This window comes from Cellulosimicrobium sp. RS (assembly GCF_046159675.1).
In the GTDB taxonomy this organism is placed as follows: Bacteria; Actinomycetota; Actinomycetes; order Actinomycetales; family Cellulomonadaceae; genus Cellulosimicrobium; species Cellulosimicrobium funkei.
Genome location: NZ_JBJXVU010000019.1, coordinates 1 through 22,984, shown reverse-complemented (window position 1 = coordinate 22,984; position 22,984 = coordinate 1). Strand labels below are relative to the sequence as shown.

General features: G+C 75.3%; 23 protein-coding genes. 13 read left to right on the top strand and 10 right to left on the bottom strand.

All coding sequences use genetic code 11. From position 1 onward, the window contains the following. Positions 1-811 (bottom strand): substrate-binding domain-containing protein (locus ACI769_RS19585; protein WP_409142165.1); only part of this gene is annotated, 811 nt, incomplete at its 3' end. 144 nt (positions 812-955) lie between these two features. On the opposite strand from ACI769_RS19585, the gene ACI769_RS19580 reads away from it, so the two are divergent. Next, complete coding sequence (locus tag ACI769_RS19580) at positions 956-1,336, top strand: DUF5997 family protein (RefSeq protein ID WP_034650386.1); 381 nt, start codon at positions 956-958, stop codon at positions 1,334-1,336. Between the two features lie 44 nt (positions 1,337-1,380). Here the strand turns inward: ACI769_RS19580 and ACI769_RS19575 are convergent, their stop codons facing one another. Continuing rightward, the gene (locus tag ACI769_RS19575; protein ID WP_409142166.1) at positions 1,381-1,710 is read right to left on the bottom strand and encodes a SelT/SelW/SelH family protein; all 330 of its coding nucleotides are present in this window, start codon (positions 1,708-1,710) and stop codon (positions 1,381-1,383) included. Between the two features lie 182 nt (positions 1,711-1,892). After that, entirely contained in the window at positions 1,893-3,287 is a 1,395-nt protein-coding gene (locus ACI769_RS19570; protein ID WP_216607995.1) for a DUF2252 domain-containing protein, read from the bottom strand. An 88-nt stretch (positions 3,288-3,375) separates the two neighbouring features. On the opposite strand from ACI769_RS19570, the gene ACI769_RS19565 reads away from it, so the two are divergent. Beyond that, a complete protein-coding gene (locus ACI769_RS19565) occupies positions 3,376-4,557 on the top strand; it encodes a class I SAM-dependent methyltransferase (protein WP_409142164.1) in 1,182 nt (393 codons plus the stop codon). Between the two features lie 58 nt (positions 4,558-4,615). On the opposite strand, the gene ACI769_RS19560 is transcribed toward ACI769_RS19565, so the two are convergent. Then, the gene (locus tag ACI769_RS19560) at positions 4,616-5,026 is read right to left on the bottom strand and encodes an FKBP-type peptidyl-prolyl cis-trans isomerase (protein ID WP_009864026.1); all 411 of its coding nucleotides are present in this window, start codon (positions 5,024-5,026) and stop codon (positions 4,616-4,618) included. A 136-nt stretch (positions 5,027-5,162) separates the two neighbouring features. Here ACI769_RS19560 and ACI769_RS19555 point away from each other — a divergent pair, with 136 nt between their 5' ends. Together ACI769_RS19555 and ACI769_RS19550 are read left to right on the top strand one after the other, a co-directional pair. Continuing rightward, positions 5,163-6,041: an alpha/beta fold hydrolase gene (locus ACI769_RS19555; RefSeq protein ID WP_409142163.1), complete on the top strand. Its 879-nt coding sequence runs from the start codon at positions 5,163-5,165 to the stop codon at positions 6,039-6,041. Further along, positions 6,034-6,633: a TetR/AcrR family transcriptional regulator gene (locus ACI769_RS19550; RefSeq protein ID WP_409142162.1), complete on the top strand. Its 600-nt coding sequence runs from the start codon at positions 6,034-6,036 to the stop codon at positions 6,631-6,633. The genes ACI769_RS19555 and ACI769_RS19550 overlap by 8 nt, the downstream gene beginning before the upstream one ends. Before the next feature lie 23 nt (positions 6,634-6,656). Here the strand turns inward: ACI769_RS19550 and ACI769_RS19545 are convergent, their stop codons facing one another. Then, positions 6,657-8,066 (bottom strand): cystathionine beta-synthase, encoded by a 1,410-nt coding sequence (locus tag ACI769_RS19545; RefSeq protein ID WP_114554192.1) that lies wholly within the window; start codon positions 8,064-8,066, stop codon positions 6,657-6,659. Positions 8,067-8,213: 147 nt separating this feature from the next. Between ACI769_RS19545 and ACI769_RS19540 the strand changes: the two genes are divergently transcribed. Further along, on the top strand, positions 8,214-8,930 hold the full coding sequence (locus ACI769_RS19540) for a DUF5701 family protein (RefSeq protein WP_409142161.1): 717 nt from the start codon (positions 8,214-8,216) through the stop codon (positions 8,928-8,930). Positions 8,931-9,008: 78 nt separating this feature from the next. Here ACI769_RS19540 and ACI769_RS19535 read toward each other — a convergent pair whose 3' ends face one another. Continuing rightward, on the bottom strand, positions 9,009-9,527 hold the full coding sequence (locus ACI769_RS19535; RefSeq protein WP_171468256.1) for a hypothetical protein: 519 nt from the start codon (positions 9,525-9,527) through the stop codon (positions 9,009-9,011). A 2-nt stretch (positions 9,528-9,529) separates the two neighbouring features. After that, the gene (locus ACI769_RS19530) at positions 9,530-10,444 is read right to left on the bottom strand and encodes a Bax inhibitor-1/YccA family protein (protein WP_021482325.1); all 915 of its coding nucleotides are present in this window, start codon (positions 10,442-10,444) and stop codon (positions 9,530-9,532) included. A gap of 375 nt (positions 10,445-10,819) precedes the next feature. Between ACI769_RS19530 and ACI769_RS19525 the strand changes: the two genes are divergently transcribed. Genes ACI769_RS19525 through ACI769_RS19510 form a run of 4 tightly spaced genes read left to right on the top strand, consistent with a single transcriptional unit; the run spans position 10,820 to position 14,878 of the window. Further along, on the top strand, positions 10,820-11,809 hold the full coding sequence (locus ACI769_RS19525) for an ABC transporter ATP-binding protein (RefSeq protein WP_021482324.1): 990 nt from the start codon (positions 10,820-10,822) through the stop codon (positions 11,807-11,809). Next, the gene (locus ACI769_RS19520; protein WP_034655509.1) at positions 11,806-12,675 is read left to right on the top strand and encodes an ABC transporter permease subunit; all 870 of its coding nucleotides are present in this window, start codon (positions 11,806-11,808) and stop codon (positions 12,673-12,675) included. The genes ACI769_RS19525 and ACI769_RS19520 overlap by 4 nt, the downstream gene beginning before the upstream one ends. Next, the gene (locus ACI769_RS19515) at positions 12,672-14,180 is read left to right on the top strand and encodes a sensor histidine kinase (protein ID WP_085387473.1); all 1,509 of its coding nucleotides are present in this window, start codon (positions 12,672-12,674) and stop codon (positions 14,178-14,180) included. Before ACI769_RS19520 ends, ACI769_RS19515 begins: the two co-directional genes overlap by 4 nt. Then, positions 14,177-14,878: a response regulator transcription factor gene (locus ACI769_RS19510; RefSeq protein WP_034655510.1), complete on the top strand. Its 702-nt coding sequence runs from the start codon at positions 14,177-14,179 to the stop codon at positions 14,876-14,878. Before ACI769_RS19515 ends, ACI769_RS19510 begins: the two co-directional genes overlap by 4 nt. Positions 14,879-15,027: 149 nt before the next feature. Here ACI769_RS19510 and ACI769_RS19505 read toward each other — a convergent pair whose 3' ends face one another. Further along, a complete protein-coding gene (locus ACI769_RS19505) occupies positions 15,028-18,207 on the bottom strand; it encodes an efflux RND transporter permease subunit (RefSeq protein WP_409142160.1) in 3,180 nt (1,059 codons plus the stop codon). 113 nt (positions 18,208-18,320) lie between these two features. Between ACI769_RS19505 and ACI769_RS19500 the strand changes: the two genes are divergently transcribed. Next, complete coding sequence (locus tag ACI769_RS19500; protein ID WP_051028023.1) at positions 18,321-18,857, top strand: MarR family winged helix-turn-helix transcriptional regulator; 537 nt, start codon at positions 18,321-18,323, stop codon at positions 18,855-18,857. Positions 18,858-18,912: 55 nt separating this feature from the next. Here the strand turns inward: ACI769_RS19500 and ACI769_RS19495 are convergent, their stop codons facing one another. After that, complete coding sequence (locus ACI769_RS19495; protein WP_051028020.1) at positions 18,913-20,145, bottom strand: MFS transporter; 1,233 nt, start codon at positions 20,143-20,145, stop codon at positions 18,913-18,915. Positions 20,146-20,240: 95 nt separating this feature from the next. Between ACI769_RS19495 and ACI769_RS19490 the strand changes: the two genes are divergently transcribed. Further along, positions 20,241-20,762, top strand: a complete 522-nt coding sequence (locus ACI769_RS19490; protein ID WP_085387471.1) for a MarR family winged helix-turn-helix transcriptional regulator — start codon at positions 20,241-20,243, stop codon at positions 20,760-20,762. Positions 20,763-20,783: 21 nt separating this feature from the next. Here ACI769_RS19490 and ACI769_RS19485 read toward each other — a convergent pair whose 3' ends face one another. Then, a complete protein-coding gene (locus ACI769_RS19485; RefSeq protein WP_409142159.1) occupies positions 20,784-21,629 on the bottom strand; it encodes an oxygenase MpaB family protein in 846 nt (281 codons plus the stop codon). Between the two features lie 120 nt (positions 21,630-21,749). On the opposite strand from ACI769_RS19485, the gene ACI769_RS19480 reads away from it, so the two are divergent. Beyond that, the gene (locus tag ACI769_RS19480) at positions 21,750-22,364 is read left to right on the top strand and encodes an ArsR/SmtB family transcription factor (protein ID WP_409142158.1); all 615 of its coding nucleotides are present in this window, start codon (positions 21,750-21,752) and stop codon (positions 22,362-22,364) included. After that, a complete protein-coding gene (locus tag ACI769_RS19475) occupies positions 22,361-22,603 on the top strand; it encodes a hypothetical protein (protein ID WP_409142157.1) in 243 nt (80 codons plus the stop codon). Before ACI769_RS19480 ends, ACI769_RS19475 begins: the two co-directional genes overlap by 4 nt. Positions 22,604-22,984: the final 381 nt, after the last annotated feature.

Sequence of the window (22,984 nt, the reverse complement as noted above, 5' to 3'; positions counted from 1 at the left end):
GCCCGCCGCCCGCTCCCGCACGACCGGCGCCCGCTCCCCCACGGCCCGCGCCACCGCGCGCGTCGCGGTCGCGGCGCTCGCGGGCGGGCGCGGCGTCCTCCGCGGGCGCCGTCGCGCGACGCCCGCGCGAGCTGTTGGCCGTGCGGCCCCGCACGATCCCGACCATCTCCTCGACGAGGTCGTCGTCGCGGTCCGCGACCCACGCGAGCGCGACGGGGGCCGACGGCGCCCCCTCCAGGCGGCGGTAGGTGACGTCCTTGCGGTGGTGCAGGCGCGCGAGCGACTGCGGCACGACGGCCACCCCGACGTTCGCGGCGACCAGCACGACCGCGTCGCCGGTCGTCGCGGGCCGCTCGTCGGCGGGCCGCCCCGGTGGCTGCGGCGCGTCGCCCTCAGCCCCGGCCTCGCCCGCCCACGGCACGACGTCGTCGAGCGGCCGCAGCAGCACGTCGTCGGCGAGGTCGTCGAGCGCGACCGGCTCCTCGGGCTCCAGGGCGGCGAGCAGGTGGTCGCGCGACACGAGCACGACCGGCGCCTCCTCGTAGAGGCGGATCGCGCTCAGCACGTCGCGGTCGACGGGCAGGCGCAGGATCGCGGCGTCGGCCTCGTCGTCGCGCAGCGCCCGCTCCGCGTCGCCGGGCTCGACGGCGACGAGCTCGAGCGGCACGTCGGGGAGGCGCTCGCGCCACGTGCGCACCCACTTGGCCGGGGTCGCGCCGGGGACGTACGCGAGCCGGAACCGGCGGCCGGCCCCGTCGTCCCCGCCGCCGTCGGTCGTTGCCTCGGGAGCCGTGCCCGCGTCGTCGTCCACCCGGACAGCCTAGGCGCGCGGTCCCGCGCGCTCCCGCGCGACGTGCACCGGGCCCGGCTCCGGTCCGTCGCAGGCCCGCCGGACGCCCGCCGCGCGCCCGACCGCGGGCCGCCGGCACCCGACCGGCCGACTACCCTGGAGCCCATGACCCCCAAGCAGTCCGCGCAGACCATGAAGCCCGCCACCGCGGCGAAGAAGCTCGGGGTGTACCTGCCCGCCACGCCGCAGGAGTTCCAGGAGGGCACCATCACCCGGGCGCAGCTCGAGGAGATGGAGAAGAACCCGCCCCAGTGGCTCGCGGACCTGCGCCGCAACGGCCCCCACCCGCGGCCCGTCGTCGCGGGCCGGCTCGGCGTCTCCATCTCTGGCCTCACGCGCGGCGGCCTCACCGAGCCGCTGACCACCGACGAGATCGACGCGCTGCGCCAGGACCCGCCGGAGTGGCTGACGGCCGAGCGCGAGGTGCAGAAGAAGGTCCGCGCCGAGGAGGAGCGGCTCGCCGCCGCGCGCGCGAAGAAGGGCTGAGCCGCGTCCTGCGGGACCGCGTCTGCCGGGCGGCCCGACCGGCCTCAGTCCGTGCGCGGCGCGTCCGTCGCGGCGTCCGTCGCAGCGTCCGTCGCGGTGGCCGCGCGGTCGGTGTGGCCGAGCGACAGGTCGGGCGCGACGGCGTCGCGCACCCGGCGCTTGAGGTCCGGGATCTCGGGGAACCCGCCGTCGAAGCGGCGGTCCCACAGCAGCACCGGCCCGTCCCCGGCGTCGAGCGTGACGCGGAAGACGCCGTCCGTGCCGGGCACGAGGGCCACCTCGCCCAGGCGCGTGCGGAACGTCTGCAGGAGCTCCTGCGCGACCCACGCCGCGCGCAGCAGCCAGCGGCACTGCGTGCAGTACTCGACCGCCACGCGCGCGGTCCCGCGCGCCTCGGCGGGCGCGGTCGGAGCCTCTGCCCGCGCGGAGGACTCCGCGGGCGCCTCGGCGGGCGCGGGGGCGTGCGGGCCGGGCTGACCGGCGTCGTCCGTCATGGCGCCCAGCGTACGGGCGACGGCCGGGCGCGCGGGTGGCCGTCCACCGCCGTCGGACCGGCTCAGACGCCCCGCTCGGCCGGGAGGCGGCCGCTCGTCACGGCGGCCTCGAGCGCGGCGTAGTCCCCCTCGACGACGTCCGCGTACGCGCGCGACCACCGCGCGAGGGACTCGTCGAACACGTCGGAGCGGCCGAGGTAGCCGTGCGCCACGCGCGCGCCCGGCGACTGGCTGTGCGCGCGGGCGAGCACGCGCCCGCACAGCTCCCCGTACCGCACGAACTGCGAGGCCGAGAGCCGGCCGAGCTCGACGGACCCCTTCATGTCGCGGAACTGGCGCCAGTAGAAGTCGACGCGCGGGCGGCCCGTGCGGTCGGGCGCCTCGACGGTCGTCCACCCCAGGAACGGGTCGGACTGCGCCTGCAGGATGCGCTGGGCGGCGACCACCCGGCGGCCCTGCGCGGGCAGGGCCCCGGCGGGCACGAGCCCGGACGGCAGCGCGTCGACCATCCCGCCGTACGTCGCGAGGACCGACGACGTCGCCTCCTTCACCTGCAGCACGAGCGGCTCCCCCGCGGGCCCCTCGAGGAGCACGATGTAGCAGCGCGTCCCGACGCTCCCGACGCCCACGACGCGCAGCACGAAGTCCACGACCGTGAACTGGCTCAGCAGGAGCCGGGCGTCGGCGCGCAGCGGCTCGCGGTACGCCTCGAACAGCGTCGTGAGCTCGTCGACGCTCGCCGTGTCCACGTGCTGGGTGACCGGTGGCTGGTCGACGATCCGGGTGCGGCCGTCGGCGGTCCGGCTCGTGATCTTCCGCACCACCTGCTCCGACGTGCGCCGCCGCGCCTTGCGCACGGTCCGCTCGAGCTCCTCGCGCCCGCCGTCGAGCAGCAGGGGCTCGATGACCGCGGTGTCGACGAGGAACGCGTAGCGCGCGAGGGCGTCGCGCGCGAACGCCTCGGCGAGCGTCTCGCGGTACCCGCGCACCGCGCCGCGCGCGGCGTCCGCGCAGTCGTGCTCGGCCAGGCCCTTGTCCCGCCCGCCCACGTACATGCTCGCCGCGAGGCGCTTGACGTCCCACTCCCACGGGGCGTCCGACGCCTCGTCGAAGTCGTTGAGGTCGAACAGGACCCGCCGCTCGGGCGACGCGAAGAGCCCGAAGTTGGAGACGTGCGCGTCCCCGCACGCGACGACCTGGACGCCGGTCCGGGGGCCGTCGCGCAGGTCGTGGGCCATGGTCGCGGCGGTGCCGCGGTAGAACGCGAAGGGCGACTCGAGCATCCGGCCGATCCGCAGCGGGACCAGGTCCTGGAGCCGGTCGCGGTTCTGCTCCTCGACGATCGCCACCGGGTCGCGCTCCGGCAGCAGCAGCGCGCCCTGCGTGCGGCGCGGCACCCGGTCGCGCAGCGCGCGCCCGACGGCACGGGACTCGACCAGGGTTCGCGGGACGTCCACGGGTGCCTCCTCGCTCTCCGCAGTCGCACAGTAGCGCTCCGCCGGGCGCGCGGCGCGGCGACCACCGGGCGTCGGGGAGACTGGGGCGGTGACGACCTCGCCCGACCTCGCCGCCCTCCTGGAGCGCCTGCGCACCCACGACGTCGGCCCGGACCGGGAGGACGCACCGGTCGCCGTCGACCCGGCCGACCGCCTGCTGCTCGACGAGGCGTCGCCCCTGCTCGCCGGCGTCGCGCCGGGGGCCGTGGCCGTCGTCGACGACCGGTACGGCGCCCTCACCCTCGGCGCGGCGCTGCTCACCGGGGCAGGACCCGCCGCGGGGCGCGTGCGCGTCCACCAGGACGCGTGCACCGCGGAGGCGGCGCTCGACGCGAACGCGCGCGCGGCGGGGATGACGACGGCGTACGACCGCCGCGGACTCGACGCGGGGCTCCTGGCCGGGGCGCGGGTCGTGCTGCTGCGGCTCCCCCGCGGCCTCGCGGCGCTGCGCGACGTCGCGGAGCACGTCGCGCGCGAGGCCGGTCCGGACGTCGTGCTCCTCGGGAGCGCGCGCGTCAAGCACATGACGCGCGCGATGAACGACGTCCTCGCCGAGTCGTTCGGCGAGGTGCGCGCGAGCCTCGCCCGGGGCAAGTCCCGCGTGCTCGTCGCGTCGGCGCCCCGGCCGGCGCGCCCGCTGACCTACCCGGTCGTCACCGACCTGGCCGAGGTCGGCCTGCGGGTCGCGGCGTTCGGCGCCGCCTTCGCGGGCGCGGGCCTGGACCTCGGCACGCGGTTCCTGCTCGACCGGCTCGGCGCCGACGACGCGCCGACCCCCGGCGCGGAAGGGGCGGCGCCGCGCGACGTCGTCGACCTCGGGTGCGGGACGGGCCTGCTCGCCGCGTGGGCGGCCCGGCGCTGGCCCAACGCGCGGGTGGTCGCCGCCGACCGCTCGGACGCCGCCGTCCGCTCGACGGCGCTCACGGCGCGCGAGAACGGCGTCGCCGACCGTGTGCGGACGGTGCGCGACGACGCGGGCGCGACCCTCGCGGACGCGAGCGCCGACGTCGTGCTGCTCAACCCGCCGTTCCACGACGGCGCGGCGGTGCGCACCGACGCGGCGCACCGCATGTTCGCGACCGCGGGGCGCGTGCTGCGACCGGGCGGGGAGCTGTGGTGCGTGTGGAACTCGCACCTGCGGTACCGCCCCGCGCTCGAGCGCGCGGTCGGGCCCACGACGCAGGTCGCGCGCGACCCGCGCTTCACGGTGACGCGGTCCGTGCGGCGCTGAGCGGCGGGCGCCCGTCGTGGGTGATCACCGCGACGACGGGCACCCCGCGCTCAGGAGGTCACTGGACGTCGACGACGTCCACGACGAAGACGAGCGTGTCCGTGCCGCCGATGCCGGCCTGCGGCACGCCGCGCTGGCCGTAGCCGTGCTCCGGCGGGATCGAGAGCAGCACGCGGGAGCCGACGTTCTGGCCCACGAGGCCCTTGTCCCAGCCGCCGATGACGGCGCCGACGCCGATGGGGAAGGCGATGGTGTCGCCGCGGTCGTAGGAGTTGTCGAAGACGTGCCCGCCCCAGGTCTGGCCGAGGTAGTGCACGACGATGTTGCGCCCCGACGTGACGGCCGGGCCGTCGCCCTCGGTGAGCACGACCACCTGCAGACCGCTGGGCGCGTCCGTCTCGGGGAAGGTGAGCGTCGGCTTCTCGCCGAAGGATCCCGAGGCGGTGGGGAGGGTGGGCTGGTCGGTCACGAGGTTGCCTCTCGTCGGGTGCAGGAAGGCCCGCGCGGGCGCGGGTCTCCTTACCCTACGCGGGTCGCCCCGACCCGGCCGGGCGCGATCGCCGGAACTCTTGCCCTCGTTGGCTAATGTCAATAGCCTGACAGCTATGACCACGAGCCAGCACCCGACCGTGCGCCACCTCGCCCGCGCCGAGGGACGCCTCGCCTACACCGACCAGGGCTCCGGCCCGCTCGTCGTCGCCGCCCCCGGCATGGGCGACCTCCGCGCCACCTACGACGACGTCGTCCCCGACCTCCTCGCCGCGGGCCACCGCGTCGTCGTCATGGACCTGCGCGGCCACGGCGACAGCGACACGACCTTCGCGACGCACGGCGACGAGGCGACCGCGTCCGACTACGTCGCGCTCGTCGAGCACCTGGGCGCCGGCCCGGCCGTCCTGCTGGGCAGCTCCATGGCGGCGTCGGCCGCCGTGGTCGCCGCGGCCCAGCGCCCCGACCTCGTGCGCGGGCTCGTCCTGCTCGACGGGTTCCTGCGCGAGCCGTTGTCCCCCGCGAGGCTCCGCGCGATGCGCGTGCTCTACCGCGTCGCGCTCGCGCGGCCGTGGGGCGCGGCGTTCTGGGCCGCGTTCTACGGCTCGCTGAACAAGGGCCGCACCCCCGCGCGCCTCGCCTCGCACCAGGCCGCGATCCGCGCCAACCTCTCCGAGCCGGGGCGCCTGCGCTCCTTCCGGGACCTCACCCTCCAGCTCGACCACCGCGTCGTCGAGCCGCGCGTCGCGCAGGTCGAGGCGCCCGTGCTCGCGGTCTACGGCGCGCTCGACCCCGACTACGCCGACCCGGCCGCCGAGGCCGCATGGGCCGAGCAGGCGCTCGGCGCGACCACGCTCCTGCTGCCCGACGTCGGCCACTACCCCCAGCTCCAGGCCCCCGAGGAGGTCGTGGCCGCGACCCTCGACTTCCTCTCCGGTCTGCCCGACGCCGACGCGCGCCCGGACGCCGAGCGGTCGGAGGACGCGCGTGGCTAGGGCCGGGCTGTCCCACGACGCCGTCGTCCGGATCGCGCTCGACCTCGTCGACGCCGGCGGCCCGACGGGCTTCGCCGACCTCACGCTCGCCAAGGTCGCCGCGCAGGCAGGCGTCGCGACGCCGAGCCTCTACAAGCACGTCGGCTCGCTCGCCGCGCTGCGCCGCGAGGTCGCCGTCGTCGCCGTCGGGGACTACACGCGCGCCCTCACCGACGCGACGGTCGGTCTCGCCGGGCCCGACGCCGTCGCCGCCCTCGCGCACGCGACCCGGCGGTACGCCCGAGCGCACCCCGGCCGGTACGCGGCCGTGCAGGTCGCCCCCGACCCGGACGACCCCGCGGACGCCGCGCTGTCGGCGGCCGCGGGGCGCAGCGTCCAGGTCGTCGCCGCCGTGCTGCGCGGGTTCGACCTCCCCGAGGACCGCACGGTCGACGCCGTCCGGTCCGTGCGTGCGAGCCTGCACGGCTTCGTCGCGCTCGAGGTCGGCGGCGGCTACCGCCTGCCCGACGACCTCGACCGCAGCTTCGACCTGCACGTCCGCGCGCTCCTCGCGGGCCTGGCGTCCCTCGCGCGCCCGCCGGCCGGAGCCTGAGGCGCGCGCCGGGCCCGGCGGGGTCAGCGCGCGGCGACGAACCCCAGGAGGTCGTGCCGCGTGAGGACCCCGACCGGGTCGCCGTCCTCGACGACGAGCAGCGCGTCGGCGTCGTGCAGCGCGGTGCGCACGGCCTCGACGCCCTCGCCCGCGCCGATGAGCGGGAAGCGGGGCTCCATGTGCTGGTCCACGCGGTCGGCGAGCGACGCGCGGCCGGAGAAGACGGCGTCGAGCAGCGCGCGCTCGCTCACCGACCCGGCCACCTCCCCGCTCTTCACGGGCGGCTCGGCGCCGACGACGGGCATCTGCGACACCCCGTACTCGCGCAGGATCTCGATGGCGTCGCGGACCGTCTCGCTCGGGTGCGTGTGCACGAGGTCGGGCAGGCGACCGTCCTTCGCGCGCAGCACGTCGCCCGCGGTCACGCCCTCCTCGTCGGGCAGGAACCCGTAGGACCGCATCCACGCGTCGTTGAAGATCTTGGAGAGGTAGCCGCGCCCGCTGTCCGGCAGCAGGACGACGATGACGGCCCGCGCGGCCGCCTCCGGGTCCTCCTCCTCGAGCCGGCGCGCGAGCCGCAGCGTCGCCTCGACCGCCATGCCGCACGACCCGCCGACGAGCAGGCCCTCCTCGCGCGCGAGGCGCCGGGTCATCGCGAACGAGTCGGCGTCGCTGACCGGGATGACCTCGTCGGGGACCGCCGGGTCGTAGGCGTCGGGCCAGAAGTCCTCGCCCACGCCCTCGACGAGGTACGGGCGCCCGTCGCCACCGGAGTAGACCGAGCCCGCCGGGTCCGCGCCGACGACGCGCACGCGACCGCCGTCGGAGTCCGCGCGGTCCGCGGAGACCTCCTTGAGGTAGCGGCCGGTGCCCGTGATGGTGCCGCCCGTGCCGACCCCGGCGACGAAGTGCGTCACGCGACCGTCGGTGTCGGCCCAGACCTCGGGGCCGGTGGACTCGTAGTGCGACGCCGGGCCGTTCGGGTTCGCGTACTGGTTCGGCTTCCAGGCGCCCGGGATCTCGCGGACCAGCCGGTCGGAGACCGAGTAGTAGGAGTCCGGGTGGTCGGGGGCCACGGCGGTCGGCGTGACGACGACGCGCGCGCCGTACGCGCGCAGCACGTCGCGCTTGTCCTGGCTCACCTTGTCCGGGCAGACGAAGACGCAGTCGTACCCCTTGCGCTGCGCCACGAGCGCGAGGCCGACGCCCGTGTTGCCCGACGTGGGCTCCACGATCGTGCCGCCGGGCCGGAGCTCGCCCGACGCCTCCGCGGCCTCGACCATCTTCAGCGCGATGCGGTCCTTGACGGAGCCGCCGGGGTTCACGTACTCGACCTTGGCGAGGATCGTCGCGCTGAGGCCTGCGGTGACACGGGACAGCCGGACGAGCGGGGTACCGCCGACGAGCTCGGACACGTGCTCTGCGTATCTCATGCCCCGATCATCCCCGATCCGGCGCCGCGCGCGTGCTCGACCGGGCACCGTCCCGACCGACGCCGGGCGTGAGGGCGGCTCGCGACGGGAATTCCCGTACGGTGTAGAACGTTGAGGACGCCGACATCCCCGACCGAGAGGTGACCCGTGCCCGAGCCCACGACCGCCGCCACCCGTCCCGCGTCCCCCGCGGCGGCCTCCGCGCCGCCCGCGCTCCCCCCGCTGCCCGACGTCGTCGCCCAGGCCGAGCGCCTCGTCGCGCTCGGCGTCCACGACATCGCCGGCCTCACCGCGGAGGCGTTCCGCGCCGCCGCGTCCGACCTCGCGGCGACCGCCCCCGCGGGCGCGCTGCTCGTCGTCGACCCGGCGCTCGCGCCGCCGTCGGTCCTCGCACCCCTGCTGCGGCTCCCGGCGAAGGACGGCGAGAAGGAGGGCTTCGTCGTCGTCGACATGACGGACGTGGACCGCTTCACCCCGATCGAGGGGATCGTCGTCCCGCCGGGGCCGCTCTCGCTCGTGACGGACGTCGACCGCGGCGACGACCTGGCGAGCTGGTCCCCGGACGAGGCGCTGCCGGAGCTCACGGCGCGCGGCCGGACGCCGCTCCTGCTGCACGAGGGGATCCACTGGGCGCTCCAGGCGCCGGACGTCCTCGCGCGCAACCACTGCTACATGACGGTCGGCTCACGGCTGCGCAAGCCCGACGGCCGCCTCGACACCCGCACCCCCGCGCTCTGGATCTCGAACGGCACGGGACGCGACGGGCGCGAGCGCCGCGGCGCCCCGAAGGTCGGGTGGTGCTGGGCCGGGAACCGCCACACGTGGCTCGGCTTCGCCTCGGCCGCCGGCCGCCTTCCCGCCTGACCCCACCCGTTGAGTGCGGAAAGAGCCGCGGCGGAGACGTCCGACCGCGACTCTCTCCCGCGCTCACGGGGTGGGCCGTCAGCCGACGAGACCCAGGATCGCCACAAGGACCACGACGACGCCGAGCACGACGACGAGCAGCGGGCGGTCGGAGGCCTCGGGCGCCACGAGCCGGCCGAGACCCGCGCCGACCGCGGCGGTGACCCCGACGACGGCGGCCGCACCCGCCACGAGCGCGCCCCCGCCGCCCACGCCCGCATCGGCGAGCTGGCGGGCGATCCCGCCCGCGAGCAACGACCCCCAGAGCGCTCCGGCCACGAGGCCGAGCGCCGCGAACACGAGCGCGGCCCGGCGCTCCGTGGCGTCGCGCGTGATCCGGGTGCCCAGCCAGGCGACGGCGGCACCCGCCGTCGGGACGCTGAGCAGGATGAGGAGCGCCGCGAACGACAGCCACGCGGGCGGCGCGCCCGAGACGACCATGTAGAGGACCTGGACGCCGAGCATCGCGGCCGCCGCGACGACGAGCCCGGCCAGAAACACCGGCACCCGCGGCGGGAGGTCCGCCGCGGGTGCCGGTTCACGGGTGCTGCGCGCCACCGTCAGTCGCTGCTCTGCAGGATCGCGAAGAGGCGCAGGAACTCGAGGTAGAGCCAGATCAGCGTGACCATGAGGCCGAACGCGGCCGACCACGCGAACTTGGCGGGGACGCCGGCCTCGACGCCACGCTTGATCGAGTCGAAGTCGACGATGAGCGACGCGGCGGCCAGGCCGACCGCGATGAGCCCCACGACGATGCCGATCGTGCCGCCGCGCATGCCCCAGCCGTCGAGGACGCCGAAGAGCACGAGGACGACGTTGACGAGCGAGAACGCGAGGTACCCGACCATCGCGATGAGCAGCCAGCGCGTGAACTTCGGGGTGACGCGCACCTTGCCGGAGCGGAACAGGAACAGCGCGGCCGCGAACGTCGCGACGGTCGCGAGGACCGCCTGGAAGACGATGTCCGTGAGGTTCCCGCCGTTGCCGACGGTCATGGTGCCGAACGCGAGGCTGATGCCACCGAGGAACAGGCCCTGGGCCACGGTGTAGGCGATGATCAGGGCCGGGCTGGGGTTCCGCTTGAACGCGTTGACCAGGCCGAGCACCAGGCCGGCGATCGCACCCAGCAGGTAGAGGAACGGCATCTGCGGCGTGAGGTACCACGACGCCGCCCCGACGACGACGAGCAGCGCGAGCAGACCGCCCGTCTTCATGATCACGTCGTCGTACGTGAGGCGCTTGGTGTCCGCCGTGGTCGCCGACGGCGCGCTGTACATCGCGTCGAGCTGCGCCGCGTCCGCGGTCTGGGCGCCGTACGCACCCCACTGCGCGCCCTGCGGGGGCGTGCCGTACGCGGGGCCCTGGCCCTGTGCGGGCGGGCTCCCGTAGGCGGGCGCGGCCTGCGTGGCCGCCCCACCGCGCCGGTTCTTCGGCTCGCCGAAGACCGCGCTGTTGTTGAAGACGGGGTTGCTCATGAGCTCCTCCTGGTCGCGGCGTCCACTACCTCTCAGCGGGCCTCGTCATCGGCGTCTCGCCTCGAGTCGGGTGTCGCTGGCCTGTGTTCATCCTAGGGAACGTGCGAGTCCCGGCCACTGTTCCCGCGGGTTTTCCGCGCCTCGCGGGCGAAGTCCCGACCAGCGGACCACGCGCCGGGACGTCGTGTACGCCGCGCGGCGTACGCGCCCCGGGTCACGACGGCGGCAAGATACGTCGCAAGGTGGCTGCCCGACGCCGAGCCCGTCCGTAGGCTCGAGACGTACCTCGCGGTGAGGGGCCCGGCCGGACCGGAGCGACCTTCCCGCGGTGCACCAGGACCATCCCGGACGAACGACCCTCGGAGGGGCGAAGTCATGATCGAAGCACGCGGCCTGACCAAGAGGTACGGGCCCAAGACCGCGGTGGACGGCGTCTCGTTCACCGTGCGTCCCGGGACCGTGACCGGCTTCCTGGGCCCCAACGGCGCGGGCAAGTCCACGACCATGCGCATGATCATGGGCCTGGACCGCCCCACCGCCGGGACCGTCACCGTCAACGGGCGCCCCTACGCCCAGCACCGCTCACCGCTGACCGAGGTCGGCGCGCTGCTGGACGCCAAGGCCGTGCACACCGGCCGCTCGGCCTACAACCACCTGCTCGCGATGGCCGCCACCCACGGCATCCCGACGAAGCGCGTGGACGAGGTCATCGAGATGACCGGCCTGCAGCCGGTCGCCAAGAAGCGCGTGGGCGGCTTCTCCCTCGGCATGGGCCAGCGCCTGGGCATCGCGTCCGCGCTGCTGGGCGACCCCAAGACCCTCATCCTGGACGAGCCCGTCAACGGCCTGGACCCCGAAGGCGTGCTGTGGGTGCGCAACCTCGCGCGCTACCTCGCCTCCGAGGGCCGCACCGTCTTCCTGTCGAGCCACCTCATGAGCGAGGTCGCCCTCACCGCCGACCACATCATCGTCATCGGCAAGGGCCGCATCATCGCGGACGCCCCGGTGAGCGACATCGTCAACGGCTCGCAGCAGCGCACGGTGCGCGTGCGCACCCCGCACGCCACGCAGCTCGCGGAGCTCCTCACGAGCGACGGCGCGACCGTCACGAGCGACGAGCCGAGCCTGCTCGTCGTCACGGGCGCGGACGCCCCCGGGATCGGCGAGCTCGCCGCGGCCAAGGGGTTCGTGCTGCACGAGCTCACGCCGGTCACGTCCACGCTCGAGGACGCCTACATGGCCCTCACGGCGGACGCGGTCGAGTACCAGACCGACTCCGCGCAGAACCACATCGGCCACGGTGCCGCGGGCGCGACCGCGGGCGCACCTGCCCCCACCGACTCCCTCGAAGGAGCGCAGCGATGAGCGCCACGACCCTCGCCACCGGCGCCGGCCCGACGGCGTCCCGCACCTCCCCCTACCGCCTCTCGTTCGGCCACGTGCTGCGCTCGGAGTGGATCAAGTTCCGCACCCTGCGCTCCACCTGGTGGACGCTCGGCATCACCGTCGTCGTCATGGTGGGCTTCTCGCTCATGTTCGCGGCCGTCATGTCCTCCATGCAGTCCGCGGGTGTCTCGGCCGAGGAGGCCGGCATGGGGTCGACCGACGGGGTCGGCATCACCGTGATCACCGTCGGCTACACGTTCGCGCAGCTGGCCGTGGCCGTGCTCGGGGCGCTCACCGTGACGGGCGAGTACTCGACCGGCATGATCCGCTCCACGCTCTCCGCCGTGCCGAGCCGTCTCCCCGCGCTCGCGGCGAAGATGATCGTCGTCGGCGTGGTGACCGCGGTGACGACCGTCGTGGCCGTCGGGCTGTCGTGGCTGGTGACGTACCCGATCCTGTCGGGCAAGGACATGACCGTCGACTTCTCGTCGGCGGACGACCAGCGCGCCCTGATCGGCGTCGTGCTCTACCTCACGACCGTCGCGCTCTTCTCCGTCGCGGTCGGCGTGCTGCTCCGCAGCTCCGCGGGGGCGATCTTCACGCTCGTCGCCGTGTTCTTCGTCCTGTCGATGGTCCTCGGGATCGTCATGGGCGTGACCGGTGCCGACTGGGTCCAGACGCTCTACAACTCCCTGCCCGCGTCCGCCGGCGAGCAGATCGTGCTCGGCGGCAACATGTCGGGCAGCGACACGATCGCGCCGTGGCCCGGCTACGCCGTGCTCCTCGGCTGGACCGCCGCGCTGGTCGCCGCGGCCGCGGTCGTCCTCAAGCGCCGGGACGCGTGACCACCCGGCCCACCACCCCGCCGACGCCGGACGAGCAGACCGCTCGTCCGGCGTCGGCCGTGGCGCGCCCGGAGCCGGTGGAGCCCGCCGCCCCGGGGAGCCCGGGCTCGTCGACCCACCCCCTGCGCCCCGCGCCCGCTCCCTTCACCGAGCTCGACGCGCGCCGGCTCGGCCCCGTCCGCCGGTACTTCGCGCGGCACCCGGTCGTCATGGACTGGGTCGTCGTGGCCGTCTTCGTCGTGCCCGGCGTGCTGTACGCGCTCACCGCGTCGCAGCCCCGCGGGACGACGGCGCTGTCGCTCGTGTTCTTCCTCGTCGGCGGCGTGCTCCTGTACTGGCGCCGCCGTCGGCCCGTCACGGTCGCGCTCGCGCTCACCGTGGTCGGGGTCGTCGCCATCGGCGTCACCGGCGACACGGCCGGGTTCGAGGTCGCGGCCATGTTCGCCGTCTACGCCGTCGCGGCGTCGCGGCCCTCGCGCATCGCGTGGCCCGTGCTCGCGATCACCGTCCTCGCGCTCTCCGGCGCGACCCTGCTCTGGTACGACGTGGTCACCACCCCGGAGGGGGAGGTCCTGCGCCAGAGCGTCGAGCCGGGCCGCGCGACCGTCGACCGCATCGTCGGCATGCTCGTGACCACCATCCTCTGCCTCGTCGCGCTCGCGATCGGCACGAACGTGCGCGCGCGCCGCCAGCACGTGTCCGACCTCGTCGAGCGCGCCAACTCCATCGCGCGCGACCGCGACCAGCAGGCGCAGCTCGCCGCCGCCGCCGAGCGCACGCGCATCGCGCGCGAGATGCACGACGTCGTCGCGCACTCCCTCACCGTGATGGTCGCCCTCGCGGACGGCGCCAAGGCGTCGGGCGCCAAGAACCCCGAGCTCGCGGGCCACGCGCTCGACGAGCTCACCGCGACCGGCCGCGCCGCGCTCGCCGACATGCGGCGCGTCCTCGGCGTGCTGCGCGAGCCGGGCGGTGAGCAGACCGTGCCCCTCGCGCCCGCGCACGAGACGCCCGAGCTCGAGGAGATCGTCGAGCGGTTCCGTACCGCCGGGCTGCCCGTCCGGCTCGTGCGCTCCGGCCCGCAGCCGACGCCCGGCCCCGCCCTGCGCCAGACCGCGCACCGCATCGTCCAGGAGGCCCTGACGAACGTGCTGCGCTACGCGCCCCTGTCCCCCGTGGTCCTCGTCGAGGTGTCGCGCCGCGCCGAGCCCGGCGCCGACTGGCTCGAGCTGCGCGTCGTCAACCAGGCGGGCCGTCGTCCCGGGGAGGGCGCGAGCGCCGACGAGCGCGGGCTCCCGCCGTCCGTCGCGGAGCAGCACCCGCCCGGCGTCCCCGTCGGCACCGGGCGCGGGATCATCGGGATGCGGGAGAGGGCCGCGGTCTACGGCGGTACCGTGTCCGCGGGGCCGAGCGGGACGGGCTGGGAGGTGCGGGCGAGCCTGCGCCTCGACCTCGACCCCGGCCGCCAGGCCGGCGCACGCGACGACGGACGGGAACGCACATGACGGGAACGGGGGCACCGATCCGGGTGCTGCTCGTCGACGACCAGGCCCTGCTGCGCATGGGCTTCCGCATGATCCTCGCCGCCGAGGACGACATCGAGGTCGTCGGGGAGGCCGGGGACGGCGAGACGGGCGTCGCGCAGGCCTCCGCGCTCGCGCCGGACGTCGTGCTCATGGACGTGCGCATGCCCGGCACGAACGGCATCGAGGCGACGGAGCGGATCGTCGCCGCCCAGCCCGGGTCGCGCGTCATCATCCTCACGACGTTCGACCTCGACGAGTACGCGTTCGCCGCCCTGCGCGCCGGGGCGAGCGGCTTCCTTCTCAAGGACGCCAAGCCCGGCGAGCTCGTCGGGGCGATCCGCGCCGTCGCGAGCGGCGATGCCGCCGTCTCCCCGCGCATCACGCGCCGCATGCTCGAGATGTTCTCCGGCCAGCTCCCGCAGGACGGCACCGCCGCCCCGGCCCAGGCACCGACCGGCCGGGACGACCCGCGCCTCGCCGACCTCACCGCGCGCGAGCTCGAGGTCTTCGAGGCCCTCGGTGAGGGGCTGACGAACGCCGAGATCGCCGAGCGCTTCGTGCTCTCGGAGGCGACGGTCAAGACCCATGTCGGGCGCGTCCTCGGCAAGCTCGGCCTGCGCGACCGCGTCCAGGCCGTCGTGCTCGCCTACGAGACGGGCGTCGCCCGCCCCTCCTGACTGACCCGCCCCCGGCGCCGAGCAGGTGGTTCCGGCGCGTCCCGAACTCCTGACGCGCCAGGACCACCTGCTCGGCCCGCCGGGGTCGCCTGGTCGGCGGGGGCCCGGCGGGTCCGGCGGGTCCGGCGGGTCGAGGACGGTCGGGCGGTTCAGGCGTTCGCCGTCGTCTCCTCGGCGGCGGCCTTGTCGGCCTCGGCCTGGGCCGCGGCCTCTTCCTTGGCCGCCTTCCTCGCCGCGCGCTTCTCGCCGCGGCGCTCGGCGAGCGTGTAGAGCACCGGCACGACGACGAGCGTGAGCAGCGTCGAGCTCAGCAGGCCGCCGATGACGACGAGCGCGAGCGGCTGGGAGATGAACGCGCCGCCGCCCGTGATCCCGATGGCCATGGGCGTGAGCGCGAAGATCGTCGCGGCGGCGGTCATGACGATGGGGCGCAGCCGCTTGCGCGACCCCTCCAGGACGGCGTCGTCGAGCGCCCGCCCGCGCTCGCGGTACTGGTTGATGAGGTCGATGAGCACGATCGCGTTCGACACCACGATGCCGACGAGCATGAGCAGGCCGATGAGGGCCGGCACGCCCAGCGGCGTCCCCGTGGCGAGCAGCAGGAGCAGCGCGCCCGTCGCGGCGAACGGGATCGACACGAGCAGGATGAACGGCTGCAGGAGGCTGCGGAACGTCGCGACCATGACGAGGTAGACGATGAGGATCGCGACGAGCAGCGCGAGGCCGAGGTCGGCGAAGGCGTCGGCCTGGTCGGCGGCGACGCCCCCGACCTCGACCGTCGCACCGCCCTCGAGCTCGAGCCCGTCGATCGCGGTCGTCAGCTCGGTGGTCAGCGCGCCGAGGTCCTGCCCCGCGGGGGTGACGGCGATCGTCGCGCTGCGCTCGCCGTCGACGCGCGTGATCGAGGTGGGGACCTCGACCTCCGCGACCTCGGCGACCTGCGTGAGCGGCACGGGACCCGCGGCGGTGGGCAGCACGACCTGCTCGAGCTCGGCGACCGTCGCCGGCGCCTCGCCCGCGACCACGCGCACCTGCACCGGGCCGTCGCCGAGGTTCACCGTGCCGACCGGGGCCGGGGACATGACCCCCGCGACCGTCCCGGCCACCTGCGTCTCCGTGAGCCCGACGGCGGCCGCCGCCTCGCGGTCGACGGTCACCTGGACGGTGGCCTGGGCGGCGGCGAGGTTGTTCGTCACCTGCGCGGCCCCGTCGGTCCCCTCCGCGAGCTCCTGCACCTCGGCGGCGGCCGCGGCGAGGGTGTCGGTGTCGGGGGCGCGGACCACGAGGTCGACCGTGGAGCTGCCGAACGCGGCGTCAGCACCCGCGACCTCGATGCCCTCGCTCGCGTCGCCGCCCAGCCCGGAGACGGCGTCGCGCACGTCCTCCTGGGCCGCCACGGCGTCGGCGTCCACGTCGAGCGTGACGGCGAACGTCGCCGTCGGCGACCCGCCGCCGCCGAAGAACGCGGCCTCCGGGCCACCCGCGGTGCCGACGGTCGTCTGGACCGTGGCGACGCCGTCGACGTCGAGGAGCGCCTGCTCGACGTCGCGCGCGGCGGCGTCCTGCGCGTCGAGCGACGTGCCCGGCGCGAACGACTCGGTGACGGTGAGCGTGTCCTGGCCGGTGTCGCCGAGGAAGTTGGTCTCGAGCCGCGGCACGAGCGCGAGCGTCCCGGCGAGGATCGCGACCGACACACCGAGCGTGATCGCGGGGTGGCGCAGGGCCCCCCGCAGCGTCGGGAGGTACGCGCGCTGCCACAGCCCGCGACGCTCCTTGGCCTCCGCGGCGGCGCGGGCGCGCTCGCCCGCGAGGCGCGCGGCCTCCGGGTCGGCCGGGACGGGCGGCGACGTGATGAACCAGTACGCGAGGACCGGGACGATCGTCAGCGCGACGAAGAGCGAGGCCAGCATCGCGATGGCGACGGTGAGCGCGAACGGCCGGAAGAGCTCGCCGACCATGCCGCCCACGAGCGCGATCGGCAGGAACACGGCGACGGTCGCGACGGTCGAGGCGGTGATCGCGCCCGCGACCTCCTTGACCGCACCGATGATGGCGCCGACCTTCTCCTCGCCGTACGACAGGTGCCGCTTGATGTTCTCGATGACGACGATCGAGTCGTCGACCACGCGGCCGATCGCGACCGTCATCGCCCCGAGCGTGAGGATGTTGAGCGTGTAGCCCGTGGCGTTCATGACGATGAAGGTCACGAGCAGCGACAGCGGGATCGACACGGCGGAGACGAGCGTCGAGCGCAGCGACGCGAGGAACAGCAGGATCACGACGACCGCGAAGAGGAGCCCGAGCAGGCCCTCGGTCGCGAGGCCCTCGATGGACTCCTCGATGAACGGGGCCTGGTCGAACACGACCCCGACGCGCACGTCCTGGGCGTCGAGCACGCCGGAGAGGTCGTCGACCGCGTCCTGGACCGCGTGCGACACCTCGACCGTGTTGCCGGCGGGCGTCTTGGTGATGGCGACGGCGAGCGCGGGCTCGCCGTCGAGCCGGGAGAACGACGTCGCGGGCTCGGGGCCCGCGGTGACGGCCGCGACGTCGCCGAGCGCGACGGGCGGGGTGCCGGGCGCCGCGGTCGGGGACACGAGGGGCAGCGCGGCGAGCTCGTCGACGGTCGTGACGGCCGTGCCGACCTGCACGCTGAGGGTGCGGTCGCCCTCCGCGACGGTGCCCGCGGGCACCACGACACCGTTGTCCTGGAGGATCGTGGAGACCTGCTGCGGGCTGAGCCCGGCGGCGGCGAGCGCGGCGGGGTCGAGGGCGATCGTCACCTGCTGGTCGGCGACGCCGCTCACCGCGACGCTGCGGACCCCCTCGACGTCCTCGAGCGCGGGGACGAGGCTCGACGTCACGGTGTCCGCGAGCGCCGCCTCGTCCGCGCCGCCCGACACGGCGAGCTGGATGACCGGGAGGTCGTCCACGGAGCCGGTCACGACCTGCGGCTCGACGTCCTCCGGGAGCTGAGACTGCAGCCGCGTGACGGCCGTCTGGAGCTGCGAGGCCGCAGCGTCCATGTCCGTGCCGTACGCGAACTGGACGGTCGTCACCGAGAGGCCGGTCGACGACGTCGACGTGACGTCCTCGACCCCCTTGACCCCGCGCGCGGCCGTCTCGACGGGGACGGTGACCTGCTGCTCGACGATCGCCGGGGCCGAGCCCGGGTACGCGCCGACGACGGCGGCCGTGGGGATCTGCAGGCTCGGGATGAGCTCCTGCTTGAGCGATCCCATGCTGAGGACGCCGAAGATCGCGATCGCGACGGTGGCGAGCGCGACGAGCGCGCGGTTGGCCAGCGACAGCCGGGCGAGACGGGACACGGAGCCTCCAGGGGTTCCAGGTCGGGCGGGAGACGACGTCGGCGTCGCGATTTCGTTAGCGTAACGCGAAGCATCTCGGGATGGTTCCCGCGCCCACCGATAGAGTCGGCGCCGTGACCCACCCCGCCGACGACGAGCGCGCGGCGCTCGCCCGGCGCCTCGAGGACGCCCAGCGCCGGCTCGCCGACCTGCTGCTCGCGCAGCGCCTCGAGCCGCTGCTCCGCACGACCCTGACGGTCCCCCAGCTCCGCGCGCTCGCCGTGCTGCAGCTCGACGGGGAGACGAGCTCGCACCGGCTCGCGGACGTGCTCGGCATCTCCCCCGCGACGCTCTCGGGGATCGTGGACCGGCTCGAGGCGGCGGGCATGGCGTCGCGCCGCCCCGACCCGCAGGACGGTCGCGTGCGCCTCGTCGCCGCGACCCCGCGCGGCGCCGCGGCGGTGCGCCGGCTCGTCGCGCAGGAGGACGAGCCCCTCACGGACCTCCTCGACCGGCTCGACGTCGCCGACCTGCGCGCGCTGACGGCCGGGATCGAGGCCCTCACGCGGGCCGCGGAGTCGGCCGCGGCCGACCCCGACCCGGCGACCAGCGCGCCGTCGGGCACCTCGGGCGACGGCTCGGCCGACGCCGGGACCGACCCGGAGGGCTGAGGGTCCCGGGCCGCGCGGCCCAGGACCCTCTCCCCCCGTCGGTGCCGCCGGCGGCTCAGACCTCGCCGAGCGCCTCCTCGGGCGTCCCCTCGACGGTCCGGGCCGTGCGGTTCCACCGGGACCACAGGACGCGCTCGCCGAGCTCGCCCGCCATCCGGTGCCCGTACGCCACGAACACGACGACGCCGAGCACGAGGATCCCCGCCCCGAGCCAGAACGGCGCGGTCGCGGACACCGGGTGCAGGAGCCCCGCGATGACCGGGGCGGGGGCGGCGAAGCCCCAGCGCACCAGGTTGAACGCGCCGGTGGTCACGCGGCGGTCCGGGTCGCCGAGCGCGAGCGAGAGGTCCGTGAGGTTGGCGTTCGCGATGCCCATGAACACGCCGGCACCGACGAGCACGACGACGGACCAGGCCGTCCCGAGGTCGAGCGCGAGGAGCACGAGCGCGACGAGGACGCCCACGACGGCCACGCCCAGCGTCTGGACGGCGCCGACGCGGTGCGCGAGCCGGTGCCCGACGACGAGGATCCCGACCGCGAGCCCCACGCCCCACGCGGTGAAGACGAGACCGAGCGGCACGACGTCGAGCCCGAGGAACACGGGGGTGTACCCGAGCACGACGAAGAAGCAGAAGTTGTACGCGGCGGTGACCGCGGCGAGCGCGAGGAAGCCGGGCTTGCGGAACAGGCGGAAGACCTGGCCGACGCGCAGCGGCGCGGGCTTCTCGGCGGGGTCCTTGAGGCGCGTCACGGACACGAGCAGCGCCACGAGCATGAAGACGCCGCACACGAAGAAGGGCACGCGCCACGAGATGCCGCCGAGCAGCCCGCCGAGGAGCGGCCCGACGGCGAAGCCGAGGCCGACGCACGTCTCGAAGAGCTCGACGACCCACTCGCGGTCGTTCGCCAGGGAGACGAGGAGGACCATCGCCGTCGCGAAGAACATCGCGTTGCCGAGGCCCCACAGGCCGCGGAGCGCGGCGAGCTGGCCGATGCTCGTGCTCAGCGCCGCGAGCACGGCCGCGACGGCCACCAGGCTGACGCCCGTGGCGAGGATCTTCTTGTAGCCGAAGCGCCCGGTCGCCATGACGGCGGGGATCATGCCGAGCGCCATGACGGCGATGTAGGCGGTGAAGAGGAGCTCGATCTGCCAGGTCGACGCCCCGATCTCCTCGCCGATCACGGGGAGGATCGGGTCGACGACGGCGATGCCGGCGATCGCGAAGAACGCGGTGAGGGCGGTCGCGTAGATGGCGGTGCGGTTCGGTTCGTTGCGTGTGGAGGCCACTCGGTCGCACTTCCTGGTGAGGGAGGCCGCCGCACGAGGGGCGGCGGCGGGAGAAGTACCTGTATCTAGCAGGTAACTATCTGTAGAATACACCCATGACGGTTGCCGAGGGAAACGATCAGCCGCAGGCGGAGGCGCGCGGGGACGCGAGCGCGCAGGACGTGCTGGGCGCGATCGAGCTCGAGGTCGCCCAGCTCCTGCGTCGCGCGGAGCGCACGCGCGCCTCGGGGAGCCCCGGGACGTCGCGCCGGGGCGGCACGCTCGACCGGTCGGGCTACCTGCTGCTCCACACGCTCGGCACCCACGGCCCGCTCCACGTCAACGCGCTCGCCGAGCGCCTCGGCCTCGACGCCTCCACCGTCACCCGCCAGGTGGTCGCGCTCGAACGGGCCGGGCACGTACGCCGGGCCCGGGACCCGCACGACGGCCGGGCGGTCGTCGTCGAGCCCACGGGCGCGGGGCTCGACGAGCTCGCCGCCCACCGCGCGGCGCGCACCGCGCTCTACGCGGACGTGCTCGGGGACTGGTCGCGCCTCGACCGGGCCCTCCTCGCCGAGCTCCTCGGCCGGCTCAACGACGACCTCGACGCCTACCGTCGCCGCCGCGACGACGCCTGACCCGCCGGGTGCGCCTCGCCGTCAGGCCCCGGGGAGCGCCCACCGCAGCAGCCTCGTGACCGCCTCCCCCGCCGGGTGCGCCCACCGCTGGGGCAGTCCTCGCACGCGCGGCATGCCCGCGCGCGCCCAGTCCGGCAGGGACGCCCGCGCGGCCACCGCGAGCCCCGCGTACACCCGACGCACCGCCCACGGCAGCGGCGGCTCGACGAGGAGGAACCGCGCGGCGTCGAGCGCTGCCGGGGTGAGGCCGAGCACCGGCCGGTACCCGGCGACGGCGTCGTCCACCTCGCGCACCGTGACCGGCACGTCCTCGACGCCCAGGGCGCGGCCGACCACGGCCGCCTGCGCGACGTACTCGTCGCACCCGGCGGCGTCGAGCGGGCGGTGCCCGAGCTCCTGGTGCGCCACGAGGAAGCTCTGCGTCTCCGCGACGTGGACCCAGCGCAGCAGGTCCGGGTCGCTCGCGCGGTAGGGGCGGCCGTCGGGCGCGACGCCACGGACCCGCTCGTGGACCGCCCGGACCGTCGCCACGGCGCCGGCGGCGTCGTCGGCCGTGCCGAAGGTCGTCGTGGCGATGAAGGTCGAGGTCCGCTGGAGGCGCCCCCAGGGGTCGCCCCGGTAGCCCGAGTGCGCGGCGACCCCGGCCATCGCGAGCGGGTGCAGGCTCTGCAGGAGCAGCGCGCGCAGCCCGCCGACGAACATCGACGCGTCGCCGTGCACGCGCTGGACCGCGGACCCCGCCGGGAACCAGCGCGGGCCGGGCGTCTCGTGGATGCGCGCCCGCGTCGCCGTGGCGTCCGGGCCCGCGACCCGCAGGAAGATGGCGCGCTCCGCCGCGCCGCGCACCCGCTCCGCCACCTGCGTCATGCGCTCGATGCTCGCACCTCGCGCACGCTCCCGCTCCCCGCGCGGGCCGTCCGACACGTGCCAACATCTCGCTGCAAAGAAACTCTTGCAAAGAGTCGTTTGCATCGCTACGGTCGTCGTATGCCCACCGACAGCGCACCAGCACCCGTCCCGGCCGAACGCCACCCCGCGCTCGGCCCGGCGCAGCTCAAGGCGCTCGCGCACCCGCTGCGGGTGCAGATCCTCGACCTGCTCTCGACGCACGGCGCGCTCACCGCGAGCCGCCTCGCCGACCTCGTGGGCGAGTCCAGCGGGTCCACGAGCTACCACCTGCGCCAGCTCGCGCGGCACGGCTTCGTCCGGGAGGTCGCGGGCCGCGGGACGGCGCGCGAGCGCTGGTGGGAGCGCCCTCCGGGCGGGTTCACGGTCGACGTCCCGCACGACGAGGAGGACGCCGCCGCCACGCTCGCGGGCGCGATGGTGAGCCGCGAGTTCGAGTCCGCGAGGGCGCGCAAGATCCAGGCGTTCCTCGAGCGCTCCCCCGAGCTGCCGACGCGGTGGCTCGACGGCAGCCGTCTGACGACGACGAGCATGTGGCTCACCGCCGACCAGATGGTCGAGGTCGCGGAGGCGTGGGACGCGTTCGACGCGACGCTCCAGCGGTTCCAGGGCCAGGAGCAGGCGCCCGGCGCGCGGCCCGTGCAGATCCACTTCAACGTCTTCCCGACGATCGACGGCAAGGAGAACCCCTCATGAGCGCGTACTCCCCCACCCTGCCCCGCACGGCCGAGCCCCGTGGCACGGACCGTCTGCTCGTCCTCGTGGGCTGCGCCCTGGCCGACCTCGGCCGCCGCCGCGCGGCCGCCCGGTCCCGGGTGTCGACCGCCCCGCGCGCCGCGGCGGCCGCCGTCCGCCCGGACGACGCGTCGCTGCGCGCGGCCGAGGACCGCACGCGCGACCGGGCCGCGCTGTCCCGTGCGTCCCTTCTGCCCTGATCAGGGGAATATTCCACCCTCCATGGGGACTGCTCCCCATGCCCTGAGCGACCCTGCCTCGGTTACCCTCGTCGGGGCGTTCTGCGGGCAGTCTGCGGGCACCGGAGCACCCGTTCCCCTCGTCACCGCCGCTCGGCGGGACCGGGCGGACGTGTGCCCCGCCCAGGCACAGAGGAGCACAGGTGGGTCTTCTCACGACCATCCGCGAGCATCGTCGTACCGTCGCGTCGGTGAGCACCGTGTCGGTGTTCTCGACGGCGCTGGTGGGACTCGCGCTGTTCACCGAGGGCGAGGCCACGGCGGACGTGGACCTCAACGACTCGGGCGTGTGGGTGACGAAGACGTCGGCCGGCCTGGTGGGGCGGTTCAACTACGAGTCCC